We start from the raw sequence: 11,801 nt of genomic DNA on the forward strand, positions 1-11,801 counted from the left end.
GAGAGCAGCCCCGGACTTTGCCGAGACGGGGGCCGCTCTCCTTTTCTGCGGTCAGAGGTTGGGGATGGCCTGGACGATCGCGGTGGCCATCTGGTTGATGGGGCCTGCGGCGCCGGTGGAGGCGAGGAAGAACCCGAACCCGATGGCGGTGAAGGCACTGCCGTAGCTGAGGGATCCGTTGCGCAGGAGGAAGTACAGGACGAGTCCGAAGAGCGCGACGAGCGAGACGGTGATGGCCATGCCGGAATCTCCTTTGACGGTGCTCGGGGTGTGCTGGGAGGCTGCGCGTACTTCGGGCGCTGACAAGCTCGGGGTGTTACCGGTGGCCGTGTCCGCCTGTCGTCAGCTAGACGAGGGGCCCGCCTGATGGCGGACGGCCACCGGCTTTGTGCTGTCCGGGGTCAGCGGGTGCCGGCGCGGTGGATTGCGCGGCTGTGGTTGTGCAGGCGACGGCCGACGCGTAGACGCTTGCCGTGGCCCTTGCAGCGGCGGCAGGGCTTGACCCGCTTGATCTTCCCGGCGCGGTTGACGGTGAGCTTGGCTCCGGCGCCGTCGCACTTGCGGCAGGTGCCGAAGGGGCTGGCCATGCACAACAGGGTGTAACCGGCGAGGGTGGCGAGGATGAGGGCGGTGCTAGCGATGAGCATGCGGGTCTCCTCCCATGGCTGGGGCGTTTCCGGGGCTTTTCGCAGGTGAGCTGCTAGACGCTAGTTCCCTGGTCAGTGGCCTGTTGGGGTGCTAGCGGGGGTGCTAGACCTAGCAGCGGCGGGTGCTAGGTCTAGCACCGTTCCTGGGGGTCAGGCGGCGGCCCGGTCGGCGTCACGGCGGGTGATGGCGGTGGTGATGTCGGCGCGCTTGATGCCGCGCCGGTTCTTGCCCTCGCCCTCGTCGGTCTGGCCCCAGACCTGGCCGGGCTTGATGCCCCAGGGCTTGAGGGCGGCGGTGACGTTCTCGCCCTTCCACCCCGCGTACGCGTCGGGGCGAAGGCCGGTGAGGCGGGCGGCGATCCGCTCGCACCACACCGCGTCCTCGTCGGCCGGGATGACGGTGAGGACGTCGGTGAGGATGTCGAGGCCTGCGGTCGCTTCGGGGCCCTTGCCGATGGCGTGGCCGGTGACGTTGCCGTACTCTTCGCGCATCTTGCGGGCGCGGGCGACGACCTGCTCGGCGGCGACCGCATCCACGAACGCGGAGGCGACGATGCGGGGGTCGTCGCCCTCGCCGGCCATCCAGCAGATGCCGCGGTCGGAGCGGGAGAACATCGTGGCCCGGTACCCGGCCTTGTACATCGAGGTGCCGAGGATCATGTCGTTCGCGGGCTGCCCCATCACCTTGAGAGCGAACCGCAGCACCGCGTTCGCACTGATCCCGGTCGGCAGGGACTTGGCGTCGGGTCGCTGGGTGCCGAACATCCCGACCATGCCGAGGGCGGGGCCGCGCTTGGTGATGTCGGTGCAGATGTCCTCAATCTCCTGGCCGTACTTCTCGTGCTCGAACGGCACCTGACACTCGTCCAGACCGACGATGATCGGATGCAGCCCCAGCGTCTTGTCCGAGGCCAGCTCGGGCGTGACCTTCGACTCCGGGCACCGCGAGCGCGGCAGGGACTTGATGACCTTCGCCCGGCGGCGCAGTTCGTCCTTCAGTTCGCGCAGGGCCTGGACGACGTACTCGATGTCCTCGTCTTCCTCGCCGGCCCGGTAGCGGTGGCAGACCGGCTCCAGCGCGGAGAAGTCGCCGGTGCCCTTGAAGTCGAACGCGTGGATCTCGGCACGCGGGTCGAGGGCGGCGATCAGCAGGAGCAGCCGCATCAGGAACGTCTTGCCCATACGGGGGATCGAGCCGACGACGACCGCGGCGAACATGAGGGTCACGGTCACGTCCCGCATGCGCTGGTCGTTGCCGAACACGACCGGCTTGAACAGGTCGACCTGCCCGGACTTCAGGAGCGGCCAGGCGGGTTTGGTGGTCTCGTTCATCGGCTTGTCCCCGACCCACAGGATCAGCCGTCCCTCGTGCTCGGCCGGATCCGGCGCGGGCCACACGCAGCCGACCTTGCGGCGCAGGCCGGAGGCGAGCGGCTTTCGGGCCTCCATGATGTCCTCGGGGGTCACGCCGTACGGGAGGTCGAGGTCGGCGCGGTAGCCGGGCCCGTCCCTCACGATCTCGGAGGTGAAGCGGAGACCGTTCATGTCGCCGCCCTTTTTGATGGCGGCGGAGATCTTCGCGTTGCCGATGCTGTCCAGCCCTCGCAGGACGATCGAGCCGGTCATCTTCTGCAGCTCGGTCTTCAGCACCGCGGGGCCGATGACCGGGGCATCGGGCTGCTGCCCGGCCAGCCCCAGCAGGAGAACACCCCCGGCGGCGAACGCGTACAGGTAGGCAGGGGCGAGGACGTAGAGCCAGAGGGCGAAGCCGAGACCGAACACGGCGGCGACAAGGGTGACCAGGCCGCGCAGGGCTATGCGGCCCTGGCGGAGCTTGGCCAGGCGCATGTACTGGTCGACGTCTTCGGTACGGACGGCGAAGTCCCGCAGGGGTGCGGCCTCGCGGTCCCACACCCACCGGTTGGTGGAGGCGATGAACCGGCAGGCGCCCAGAGGGGAGCGGATGCCGAGCCGGGCCGCGTAGACCGGGATGCGAACGCCGTGGAAGAGGGCGGCGTAGCCGAGGTTCGCGCTGGCGTGCCGGGCGGTCGCGGCGAAGTCCCGCCGGTTGGTCAGCCATCCGGCCAAGACGGGCTTGCGCTTCTCGTCGCGGACCTTCGGGTCGGGCAGGTTCGGGTTGTCGACCATCTTCGGGATCACCGGCTCGACGTCCTCGTCCGGGACGGCCCGCAGGTGCGTGGTCGGGGAATCGGTCATGCTGTGAACTCCTGCTCTGCCTGACTGGCGGGGTGGGTAGGCCCGGGGCGGCCGGCGTTCTTTGGCGAGAGGGCGGCCGCCCCGGGGCACAGCTACTTGCGGCTCTTCGCCGCCTTGGCGGCGGCGTGGGCATTGCGGGCGGCCTTCGCGGCCGCGGCGACCTCGGCCGCCTGACGGGCCTCGCGTTCACGGGCGCCGTCGATGACCTTCTCGACCTTGCGTTCCAGGTCACCGAGGTGAACGGTCTGGCTGGCGATGCCGCGCTTGGCCATCCGGGCCGTGTACCAGCCGATCTGCGCGACCTCACGAGCGGTGAACTTCGGGTCCTTCGCCACGGTGGGCTCCCTTCGGCGGGCCGGTCTGTCCGGCTCCCCTCACCACCCGGCACGTTGGCCGGGTGGATCGGGCAGCCGTCAGCGCTCCAGCGGCCGCCGCCAGGCGTAGGGCGGGAGCTTGGCAGCTGCCTGGTGCGTGCGGATGGCCGCGTCGTTGGGGGCGTCGGGCAGGGCGTAGACGCGGGCGCCGGTCAGGCTGGCGAGCATGCGGGCACCGTGGTGCTTGCAACCGTCGATCCCGGCACCCGACCGGTCCACCACCGTCACGGCGACCGGGCCAGCACACGGGCTCGGGTCGGAGGGGTGCGCGGCCGGGCAGCGGCCCCCGCTGGTCTCTGCCTCCACCTGGCGGGCGTACCTGGCGGCGAGCTGCTGGCGGAAGGCGTCGGCGACGATCTGGGCGTGGTCGAAGGCCAGCTCCCCGGGCGCCGCCAAAGGCAGCCATCGCACGGCCGCCGCATCGTCGCCGGCCCGGGCGACCGTCCCTGCAGCGACGGTGGCGGCGTAGGCCACGCTCACGTACCGGCCGCGCGGATCCCTGCCCACTCGGTCGTAGACGCCGACCAGCGTCAGCGCATCCGCGTCGACGCGGACTCCGGTCTCTTCGAGCAGCTCCCGAGCAGCAGCGGCCAGGGACGTCTCGCCCGCATCGACGTGTCCGCCGGGCAGGGCGAGCTTCCCCTGGTGGGGCGGCCAGCTCCGCTCGATCACCAGGACCTCATCGCACCGGATGACCACCACATCGGCCGTGTAGCGGATGGTCTCGAACGTCTCACTCATCTCTTCTCCTTGGCGCTGATCGAGGTGGTCAGCCACGCCGGCGGCGGGCAGCGGTGCGGATGTTCTTGGCGGCCTGCGTGCCCTCGGAGCCGCCGACCGACTTCACGACCGTGTGCACGCCCCAGCCCAGTACCAGGGCGAGGAAGGCCAGGAACGCGAGGCTCGCGGCCATCGAGGCCAGGGCGGCCACGAGCAGCGGGCCGAAGTACACCCCGGCCGCGACCGCGCCAGCGCCGACACCGGAACCGAGCGCGATGCGCTGGACGGTCTTGTCGGGCGGGGCCTGGTGGATGTGCTGATGGACGACCTGCGGCCCCGTGTAGGTGGCGGGCAGGCTGTCGGAGTAGATGTGGGTCCCGTCCGGGAGCTGTACGACGCCGGGAGGGCGGACGGGTTCGGGCAGGTAGTTCACGATCGCCTCCCTTCAGGAGGCTTCGAGGTAGGCGCACGGGACGCACATGCCAAGCGAGGTCGGGATGACATATCCGGCGTCGGTGCGGCAGGAGGGGCAGGTGCGGCGGGCGGCGTTCGCCCGGTCCAGGGCTGCCTGTTTGGCCGGGGTCATCGGCCGGACCGGCTTCGCCTGGTCCACGCGGTACAAGAACGCGGCGAGCGGGCCACGCCGGTAGCGGGGGCGCAGAACCTGACCGGCGATGCCCTGACCACCGGGCCGCAGGCCCAGGGCCCGTAACTGCCGGCGCGTGGCGAGTCCGTCCGGGGCGAGCCGCCAGGGGAAGGTGGGGATCCCGTAGCGGGCGCCGGTCGGATCGAGGCAGAGGGTCATCCGGCCACCGCCTCAGCGGCGGCGTTCGCGGCCCGCTCGCCCTTCAATGTCTCGCGCAAGAGGCGGGCCTTGGCCGGGGAGGTGCGCAGGGCCTTGCGGATCCGCTCACCGGTCAGGTCCTCGACCGGCCACGCCTCGGTGATGCTCCGAGCCTCGGAGAGCAACTCTTCCGGGGTGCGGACCGGTCGGGTCGATCGAGCCGACTCCGGTACCCGACCGGTCGCCCGACGCTGCCTCGGCGCTTCGGCCGCAACAGCGACCGGCACCCGGACCTCAATCGGGTTGGCCGTCTCGACAACATCGACCTGCGCCGACTCCTGCACGGGGGGTGGCGTGGGCTCTTCGATCGGAGGTTCGCCCTGCTCAGCCATCGACCGATTTACGGCGATCTGGGCCGATTCTGTGGTGTCGGATTGGATCGGGGGCCGGTGGTGCAGGACCTTGGCGACCAGATCGGAGCCGAAGTAGATCGAGCCGACGGGCAGCGACGTGGCGAGCAGGACCAGGGCCCAGTTCGCCGGATTCCAGTCAGTCAGTCGACCCCAGTCGACCGACCCGCCATGCAGCTCCGGCACCAGACCGTGCACGTAATTCAGGGCCAGCGAGGCGACCGTGTATCCGGCGAGCACCCGCAGCGCGAAGTCACGGGCCTTGCCGGTCAGGACGAGGGCCGCAACCAGCGCGAGGGCCATCAGGCCGTCGACCACGAACGGGTACAGCGTCGCAGCGATGTCGTCGGCGCCGATGGCCCTGGCGATGTCCCGCAGGGCGTTCCAGGAGACCCGGAATGCCATGCCGACCACGACCACCAGAGCGAGCACGAGCAGGCCTTTGGCCTTGCGGTTCACCGGCCGCCCTCCTCGTCGTCGAGGTCGCCCGGCTCCCAGATCCACGACGGCCCCCACCAGTCGCCCTCGTCCAGCGGCTCGGCCGGGGCGGGCGGGGGTGCGGGCGGGGCGCATCGGAAGAGGTCGGCGAGGCGGCGAAGGATGCCCTTCACGCTCCGACCTCCGGGTGGGAAGAGGACGCCGTCTTGGCGGCCAGGTCCAGGCGGGCGGCGAGCAGGCGCCGGCGGGCCCGGCGGATCCGCCGCTCGTCCAGTTCCGTGACCGGACGGTCCAGCAGGGCAATCCGTACGTCGAGCAACTCGACCTCGGCGGAGATGACGGGCATCTCCGTCTCGATCGCGTTCAGTTCCGCGTCCGACGGCTGCAGGCCATCCGACCACGGGGTAACACGGTTCTGAAGTGCAGCGATGGACTCCACGGGTCTTGCTCCTTCGGTAGAGGAACGGGACCCAACAGCAGCCCCGGTGTTCCAGCACCGGGGCTGCACTGCGTTGGGGTGAAGCGGGAGAACTCCGGCTCCCCTCGACCCCGCCCGTACACCGCCGTAGCGGCGGACGGGCAGAGGAGGCAACCGACCGCGGTAAGCGCGGGTGGCATCAGGTGACGCGAGGGGCAACGCCGCTACGCCGGTCCAGCAAGGCGACGGCCCCGGGTCTTAACCGGATCACTTGGAACCTCCAGGGTTGATGGGCACAGGACTCGCACTGCAAGGGGGACTTCGTCCCCACACGCCGGCCGTTGCTCGCGGTCGCCGGGCCACCTCGCCAGTACGGGCCGAACCCCTGTTCCACCTGGCCTTTAGCGGGATTGCAGCGTCCCCGCCCTGATCTCACATCGCGTCGCCCAGCCGTTTCAGGCAAGGCGAAGTGGAGCCCTGTTCCGCGTTCCCCGCAGAACCGATGCAGTACCTCTATTACAGGTACTGCATCGAGTGGCGTCAAGCGGGCCTGCGGAGGTTCATCGCTTTCACGCCGGCACTTCCTGGCGCACCATCAGCATCGGGCCAGGTCAAGGGCGTTGTTTACCCCGCGCGTGGACACGTCGGGGCCTTCTGGCTACCGTCAAGAGCTCCCAAGACGTCCCACTGGGGGGTGTAGATGCCCAACGAACGCTTACGGTCGACCCTGCTCGCGAAGGGGATGACCATCCAGCAACTCGCGGACGCCATCGGCGTCAACGCGAAGACCGTCGAACGCTGGATCACGCAGAGCAAAGTCCCGTACCGGCGCCACCAGTACGCCGTAGCAGCTGAGCTGGACGTCGGCGTCACCACTCTTTGGGACGACGGGCGGGCAGTCGAGTCGTCCGCCGACCTCAGCAAAGCCGAGATCGTGACCATCTACCCCCACAGGCACATGGTGCCGGCGGGGCTGTGGCGCGAGATGTACGACCGCGCCCAAACACACGTTGACGTGCTCGTTTACGCGGGCCTCTGGCTGTCGGAGGACCCGGGATTCCACAAGATCCTGAAGGGCAAGGTGTCGAACAACGCCCAAGTCCGACTCCTGCTTGGGGATCCCGCATGCGATGCCGTCCGACAGCGGGGCATCGACGAGGGACACAGGATCATGGATGGCAAGATCCGCAATGCCCTCATGAACTACCGGCCGCTGCTCACCAGCCACCCGGATATTGGGATCCGGCTACACGACGCGACGCTGTACAACTCGTTGTTCCGAGCCGACGACGAGATGCTCGTGAACACCCATGTGTACGGCATCGGCGCCTACTTGGCCCCGGTTCTTCATCTACGGCGGCTCCCTGGGGGCGGCCTCTTCGACACGTACGCGAATAGCATCGAACAGACCTGGGGACGGGCGCGCCAGGTGACCGACCACGACTTCACTGGAGCATGATCATGGGACGCATCGACTACCTCCACGACCCCGACGCACCGCCCGCCAACAACGTCGTCCCTTCCGTCGTGGCCTTCGTCCAGAACGATGCCGGCGAGGTGCTGATGATCCAGCGCTCCGACAACGGCCGCTGGGCCCTCCCCGGTGGAGGGCACGACGTTGGCGAGTCCATTAGTGACACCGTCGTACGAGAGGTCTGGGAGGAGACAGGCATCAAGGCCGAAGTCCTCGACCTGTCCGGCATCTACACCGACCCCGGGCACGTGATGCTCTACGACGACGGCGAGGCGCGACAGCAGTTCAGCATCTGCTTCCGCGCGCGACCGATGGGCGGGGAGATCCGCACGAGCAACGAGACGACGCAGGTCCGCTGGGTGCCCCCCGCAGACCTGGCCGACCTCGACATCCACTCCACGATGCGGCTCCGCATCCAGCACGCCCTGGACACGACCCGGAGCGTGCCCTACATCGGCTGACCTGTGCCGGCCTTCGCCTCGGAGACCCTGGTGAGTACGCGAACCGTACACAGCAGGATCTCCGGCTCGGCGCGCCGGATGAATTGCCCGATCAGGCTGTCGGGTCCGTAGCGGCCTGCGATCTCATTGATTCGGTCCACGGGGTTCGTAGGGGTGCCGTCCGGCGTGGTGTTCATGTCGCAGAAGCAGAGAGCGTCCGCCAGGTGCTCCTCCTCACGCGGGAACTCGGCTTCCAGTTCCTCCCGCAGGCCTCGCGCTTCCGCCTCCATCCAGGCACAGGAGTGGTGGGCGACGAGCCGTACGACGCGCTCGTCGGCGCCGACGTTCCGGAGGTAGCGGGCGCCGTCGAGCGGGTGGAACCCCGTCTTCGCCAGATCGGGTGCGTACCCGATGTCATGCAGAACGGCCGCGGCCTCCAGCAGCTCAGCATCCGGCCCCAGGATCTCCGCAATGGCTCGCGCTCGCTCGGCGACACCGAGGCAGTGGTTCCAGCGGCGGGGTAGCGGCTCGGCCAGCAGCGATTCCGCGAGTGGATAGGCCCATTCCGTGAGCGTGGCGGTGGTCAAGACTTCGAGTCCTCCTGTGGCGACGGCACGGCCCGGACGGACCGCCGCTTGCCCTGCCCCCCTTCGGTGAGCAGGCCGGCGGCTTCCAACTGAGCCAGTGCCTTGGTGATGGTGGGGCGTGACGCTCCGAGGCGGGCGCTTAGCTCCCCTGTGCTGAGGAAGGGTGCCCCCACTTCCAGGCCCTCAGCTGAAATGAGCTCGGCGATCCTTTCGGAAAGCGGTCGCCGATCCAGGCGCTCCCCAGCACGTACGACGCGCCAACGCGCCCCGGGCACCGGCTCGGCTAGCCCTTCCTGCTGGAGCACTCTGAAGGCGCGGAGGGCTACGCCTCGGCTCACGGCGTACTCATCCATGACTTCCGCCAGCGAAGGCAGCTCGACCACGGCCGGTTCAGCAGCAATTCGCCCCTTGATGCGATCAGCGATCTTCAGGAAGGTCCCGCGAGGGCTGGCCTGGTCCGTCACTCGATCTCCTTGTCTGCCGACAACTGACCCCAAGCGTCGCACGACGAAGGTTCCCAGGGATGCGAGGTCCACCCGTCCAAGGTGGTGGGCAGGTACATACCAGATGCAAGAGGCCCTGAGGCAAGAGTTTCTCTACTTCATCAAGCACCCGGCTGCGCTCCGCTCCGCCGGGCGGGCTTCCCGGCGCCGCTCTGCGCGACGCTCCAGCCTTCGGCCCGCTCCGCGCACGCTCCGCCGACGCCCGCCCCTGCGAGTGGGATAGGCCCAAAGGCATGAGTCGAGCCCTGCGCGCCGGCGCTTCATCGCTCACCGACATGCCTCCGGCGGGGGCGCTCCGACTCCGGGATGGCGGGGGCGCCACTCACGAGTGCCGGCCGAAGGGGGCTGAGGCGGGGGAACTCCCATCCCGTCTGTCATCGACCCAGGGCAAGCCGAGCAGCCACGGCACCGGGCGTCCAGGTCGTACGTCCAGTTGGGCGCTCCACCTGGACGCCCGGCACCGCGGCCGCTCCACGTGCGTGTGGGTCGACGGCAGACGGGATGGGAGTTGGGGGGCTTACTGTCCGGATAACCTGCTGGAGCTTCTCGCGAGTTAACGCGCGAGTGGAATCTTGCTAACCACGCAATGGTCGCACCAGAACGCCTCTTCGGGATCCAGGGTTTCCAGCAGCTCATTTCGATAACAGCCGAGGCAGCGCGCAAAGATGTGGAATTTAACCCGCGCCCGTTTTCTTCTGATCCTCTTCGCCCTCCTTTGTTCCGCAACCTTTTGGCGCTTTTCCCAGTTTCGCCATCCGGATGCCCGATTCCATGCGAACTCCCAGAGCTTAAGCTTCTCCTCCCCGCGGACGCCGCAAGCCTCCACAAAGGACAAAGTAAAGTCCATGCTGGGAATGGAACCCTTTGAGAAGAAGCGGCTCAGGGTGGATTTCGGCAACCTGCCATTTCCGCCCGCGCGTTTATCCAGCTCCGCATAGGAGGGGCTTCCTGCGCGGCGATATAGCGACTGCATTGCATCGTGCAGACTGGCGAAATCGGTCACGTAAGCGACATGATATTCCCGGTGAGGGCCGCCTGCCTCGCGTCTTGCGGATTTCCACAGCCCCTCGGCGACATGCTGATCCGCACCACATGCCTCCGCAAAGGCTAGGAGGACCTTCAGGGTTGGGATGCGCCGGCCAGATGCTGCCCGCCTCATAGTGTCGGGGCTGTAGGCCGCCCCCGCCGCCAAGCGCTCATAGGAGAGCCCGGCACTCTCACGCTGGGATCGGAGCCAGAGCGCGAGAGTGTACCGAGCCGGTCCCGTCTTGGCGATCGGGCTTTCCGACCGCGCCACGGTCAGTTCGAGATCTTGCGCTGGGAACGCCTACTTACGCAGCAGCACGGGATGATGCAGGCGCCCAGCGCGAGGACCTGCGCAGCCAGCTGGGCGGTGTCATAGAGCGCCGGCGATTGGGACGAGTAGAAGCACAGCACGACGACGACCAGCACAAGGATGGCCGTCGACCAGGGAAAGGCACGCAGCCAGGGGCCAACTGACCGTCGGATTGATTTCGTGCGCGGCATGAGAGGTGCTCCTTCGAGGCTGTGGGCTTCAGTCAACTTGGCTGGCACGCAGGGAGGTTGCCGTCTCCCTCGGGCTAGGACTCATTCTGCCAAAGGGCCCAGGTCCGAGGGGCAGAGATCGTCGCCAATCCGCAGATTTGTTCCAGAGTTGGGGGTTGCCGGCTAGCGGCTGGATGACCTCTCACCTTGCCCGAGCCCCAGTTGGCGCCCTCTGCGGCGCCAGGTTTCACGCAGATTCGTTCCATTGCGAGTTGACCGGCGTCCCGTGCTGCGTCAGGCTGGGTCACAGTTGACCGAGGTTGGGCTTCATCTCACCTCGATCCCCGAGGCTGTGGGCTATTCAGACGTCGGGGAACAGGAGGGCAGCGCGTTGCCGCGAGGCTGTCCCCGCTTGGCGGTGCATGCCAGAGGCTGCGGGTGTGCACCGTTTTGCTTTGTCCTCTCTGAGGCGCTGCAGACGTGCACGCGAGACCGCGGACACCAACTGTCTGCTGGAGGAGTCCCTGCTGGGCCTGGCCGCATGTGGCCCATTCGTGGGCTGGGTATCCCCGTTCAAGCCACAGCAACCCCCTGAACTACTGCTACGCCGCGAGCACACGGGGCCTCCGGATCCGTGTGCTGCTCAGCTGGTGCTGTCGGGTGAAAGCACCGTGGATGTGGCGGCGTGATCCGCACAGGCGGCCCACCAGCTGTCGCCGCTGGTGCTGGTGACCAGCACGCTCCAAACGGCGGGGTGGGAGCAGGGAGCCGCCCAGGTGTACTCGCCCCGTGCGGAAGCCGTGCCGACCCTGTGGTGGTCGGATGCCCAGGGGTACTTCTCGCGGAGTTTCATGGCGGACATTGAGGCGGAGGTGCGTACGGCCTCGCTGCCGAACGGGCTGATTCACCCGGGCCGTCTGTGGGCCGGCAGAGGGTGGCTGGGGGTGGCCGGCGACGACCATTGACGGCCCCGCCGGTGCTGGTTGGCGGGCCGGGGGACCGGGGTTTGGCCGGTGGGCCGAGGAAGGCGTGACTTCCTGCGCAACAGGAAGCAGTGGAGGTATAGGCCGGGAGCCAATCGGGGAGCCACCGTAGGCAGCCCAGGGCGGATCTGGGTGGACTGGCATGGACGGTTGGGGCTCGAAACTAGCGGGCGGCGGGGCTTTCCGTGCACGTCCTCGGAGGGGGCTCGTTACTTCGGAGGTAATCGACCCCGGCGCGGTGCGGCGCGACAGTGGGTCCATCGGGTTCCGAGACCGCGCACTCGGCCTCGGAACCCGTCC

The 11,801-nt window shown here is 68.4% G+C and carries 16 protein-coding genes and 2 pseudogenes; 2 read left to right on the plus strand and 16 right to left on the minus strand.

Annotated elements, in window-relative coordinates; all coding sequences use genetic code 11:
• Positions 1-51 precede the first annotated feature (51 nt).
• The 10 genes and pseudogenes from ACFYZS_RS19705 to ACFYZS_RS19750 form a co-directional block, all read right to left on the minus strand.
• Positions 52-240, minus strand: a complete 189-nt coding sequence (locus ACFYZS_RS19705) for a hypothetical protein (protein WP_389013848.1) — start codon at positions 238-240, stop codon at positions 52-54.
• Between the two features lie 161 nt (positions 241-401).
• Positions 402-647 (minus strand): hypothetical protein, encoded by a 246-nt coding sequence (locus tag ACFYZS_RS19710; protein WP_389013850.1) that lies wholly within the window; start codon positions 645-647, stop codon positions 402-404.
• A 150-nt stretch (positions 648-797) separates the two neighbouring features.
• The gene (locus ACFYZS_RS19715) at positions 798-2,864 is read right to left on the minus strand and encodes a cell division protein FtsK (RefSeq protein ID WP_389013853.1); all 2,067 of its coding nucleotides are present in this window, start codon (positions 2,862-2,864) and stop codon (positions 798-800) included.
• Between the two features lie 92 nt (positions 2,865-2,956).
• On the minus strand, positions 2,957-3,199 hold the full coding sequence (locus ACFYZS_RS19720; RefSeq protein WP_389013856.1) for a DUF6257 family protein: 243 nt from the start codon (positions 3,197-3,199) through the stop codon (positions 2,957-2,959).
• A 375-nt stretch (positions 3,200-3,574) separates the two neighbouring features.
• A pseudogene (locus ACFYZS_RS19725) lies at positions 3,575-3,979 on the minus strand (NUDIX domain-containing protein); the annotation flags it as partial.
• Positions 3,980-4,007: 28 nt separating this feature from the next.
• On the minus strand, positions 4,008-4,391 hold the full coding sequence (locus ACFYZS_RS19730; protein WP_389013859.1) for a DUF6251 family protein: 384 nt from the start codon (positions 4,389-4,391) through the stop codon (positions 4,008-4,010).
• Positions 4,392-4,403: 12 nt separating this feature from the next.
• Positions 4,404-4,763: an RRQRL motif-containing zinc-binding protein gene (locus ACFYZS_RS19735; RefSeq protein ID WP_389013862.1), complete on the minus strand. Its 360-nt coding sequence runs from the start codon at positions 4,761-4,763 to the stop codon at positions 4,404-4,406.
• A complete protein-coding gene (locus ACFYZS_RS19740; protein WP_389013864.1) occupies positions 4,760-5,611 on the minus strand; it encodes a DUF2637 domain-containing protein in 852 nt (283 codons plus the stop codon). The genes ACFYZS_RS19735 and ACFYZS_RS19740 overlap by 4 nt, the downstream gene beginning before the upstream one ends.
• Positions 5,608-5,763, minus strand: coding sequence for a hypothetical protein (locus ACFYZS_RS19745; RefSeq protein ID WP_389013867.1), 156 nt, complete (start codon positions 5,761-5,763; stop codon positions 5,608-5,610). Before ACFYZS_RS19745 ends, ACFYZS_RS19740 begins: the two co-directional genes overlap by 4 nt.
• Complete coding sequence (locus ACFYZS_RS19750; RefSeq protein ID WP_389013870.1) at positions 5,760-6,029, minus strand: DUF6284 family protein; 270 nt, start codon at positions 6,027-6,029, stop codon at positions 5,760-5,762. The genes ACFYZS_RS19745 and ACFYZS_RS19750 overlap by 4 nt, the downstream gene beginning before the upstream one ends.
• Before the next feature lie 679 nt (positions 6,030-6,708).
• Here ACFYZS_RS19750 and ACFYZS_RS19755 point away from each other — a divergent pair.
• Positions 6,709-7,467 (plus strand): XRE family transcriptional regulator, encoded by a 759-nt coding sequence (locus tag ACFYZS_RS19755; RefSeq protein ID WP_389013873.1) that lies wholly within the window; start codon positions 6,709-6,711, stop codon positions 7,465-7,467.
• Positions 7,468-7,469: 2 nt separating this feature from the next.
• Positions 7,470-7,943, plus strand: a complete 474-nt coding sequence (locus ACFYZS_RS19760) for an NUDIX domain-containing protein (RefSeq protein WP_389013876.1) — start codon at positions 7,470-7,472, stop codon at positions 7,941-7,943.
• Here ACFYZS_RS19760 and ACFYZS_RS19765 read toward each other — a convergent pair.
• The 6 genes and pseudogenes from ACFYZS_RS19765 to ACFYZS_RS19790 form a co-directional block, all read right to left on the minus strand.
• Positions 7,931-8,509 carry an HD domain-containing protein gene (locus ACFYZS_RS19765; RefSeq protein ID WP_389013879.1) on the minus strand — a complete coding sequence of 193 codons (579 nt, stop codon included), beginning with the start codon at positions 8,507-8,509 and terminating at the stop codon, positions 7,931-7,933. The two genes, ACFYZS_RS19760 and ACFYZS_RS19765, sit on opposite strands and share 13 nt — an antisense overlap.
• Complete coding sequence (locus ACFYZS_RS19770) at positions 8,506-8,973, minus strand: GntR family transcriptional regulator (protein WP_389013881.1); 468 nt, start codon at positions 8,971-8,973, stop codon at positions 8,506-8,508. The genes ACFYZS_RS19765 and ACFYZS_RS19770 overlap by 4 nt, the downstream gene beginning before the upstream one ends.
• Before the next feature lie 592 nt (positions 8,974-9,565).
• Positions 9,566-10,015, minus strand: a complete 450-nt coding sequence (locus tag ACFYZS_RS19775; protein ID WP_389014348.1) for a hypothetical protein — start codon at positions 10,013-10,015, stop codon at positions 9,566-9,568.
• Positions 10,016-10,096: 81 nt separating this feature from the next.
• A pseudogene (locus tag ACFYZS_RS19780) lies at positions 10,097-10,309 on the minus strand (helix-turn-helix domain-containing protein); the annotation flags it as partial.
• A 2-nt stretch (positions 10,310-10,311) separates the two neighbouring features.
• Positions 10,312-10,539 (minus strand): hypothetical protein, encoded by a 228-nt coding sequence (locus ACFYZS_RS19785; RefSeq protein ID WP_389013884.1) that lies wholly within the window; start codon positions 10,537-10,539, stop codon positions 10,312-10,314.
• Between the two features lie 622 nt (positions 10,540-11,161).
• Positions 11,162-11,371 (minus strand): hypothetical protein, encoded by a 210-nt coding sequence (locus ACFYZS_RS19790; RefSeq protein WP_389013887.1) that lies wholly within the window; start codon positions 11,369-11,371, stop codon positions 11,162-11,164.
• Positions 11,372-11,801 lie beyond the last annotated feature (430 nt).

The sequence above is a fragment of the Streptomyces sp. NPDC001903 genome, assembly GCF_042891345.1.
Classification (GTDB): domain Bacteria; phylum Actinomycetota; class Actinomycetes; order Streptomycetales; family Streptomycetaceae; genus Streptomyces.

What these genes read in the sequence shown, in the direction of transcription:
- ACFYZS_RS19735 (WP_389013862.1), bottom strand. Translation starts at nt 4,763, where the DNA reads ATGACCCTCTGCCTCGATCCGACCGGCGCCCGCTACGGGATCCCCACC.
- ACFYZS_RS19715 (WP_389013853.1), bottom strand. Translation starts at nt 2,864, where the DNA reads ATGACCGATTCCCCGACCACGCACCTGCGGGCCGTCCCGGACGAGGAC.
- ACFYZS_RS19785 (WP_389013884.1), bottom strand. Translation starts at nt 10,539, where the DNA reads ATGCCGCGCACGAAATCAATCCGACGGTCAGTTGGCCCCTGGCTGCGT.
- ACFYZS_RS19760 (WP_389013876.1), top strand. Translation starts at nt 7,470, where the DNA reads ATGGGACGCATCGACTACCTCCACGACCCCGACGCACCGCCCGCCAAC.
- ACFYZS_RS19710 (WP_389013850.1), bottom strand. Translation starts at nt 647, where the DNA reads ATGCTCATCGCTAGCACCGCCCTCATCCTCGCCACCCTCGCCGGTTAC.
- ACFYZS_RS19705 (WP_389013848.1), bottom strand. Translation starts at nt 240, where the DNA reads ATGGCCATCACCGTCTCGCTCGTCGCGCTCTTCGGACTCGTCCTGTAC.
- ACFYZS_RS19755 (WP_389013873.1), top strand. Translation starts at nt 6,709, where the DNA reads ATGCCCAACGAACGCTTACGGTCGACCCTGCTCGCGAAGGGGATGACC.
- ACFYZS_RS19790 (WP_389013887.1), bottom strand. Translation starts at nt 11,371, where the DNA reads ATGAAACTCCGCGAGAAGTACCCCTGGGCATCCGACCACCACAGGGTC.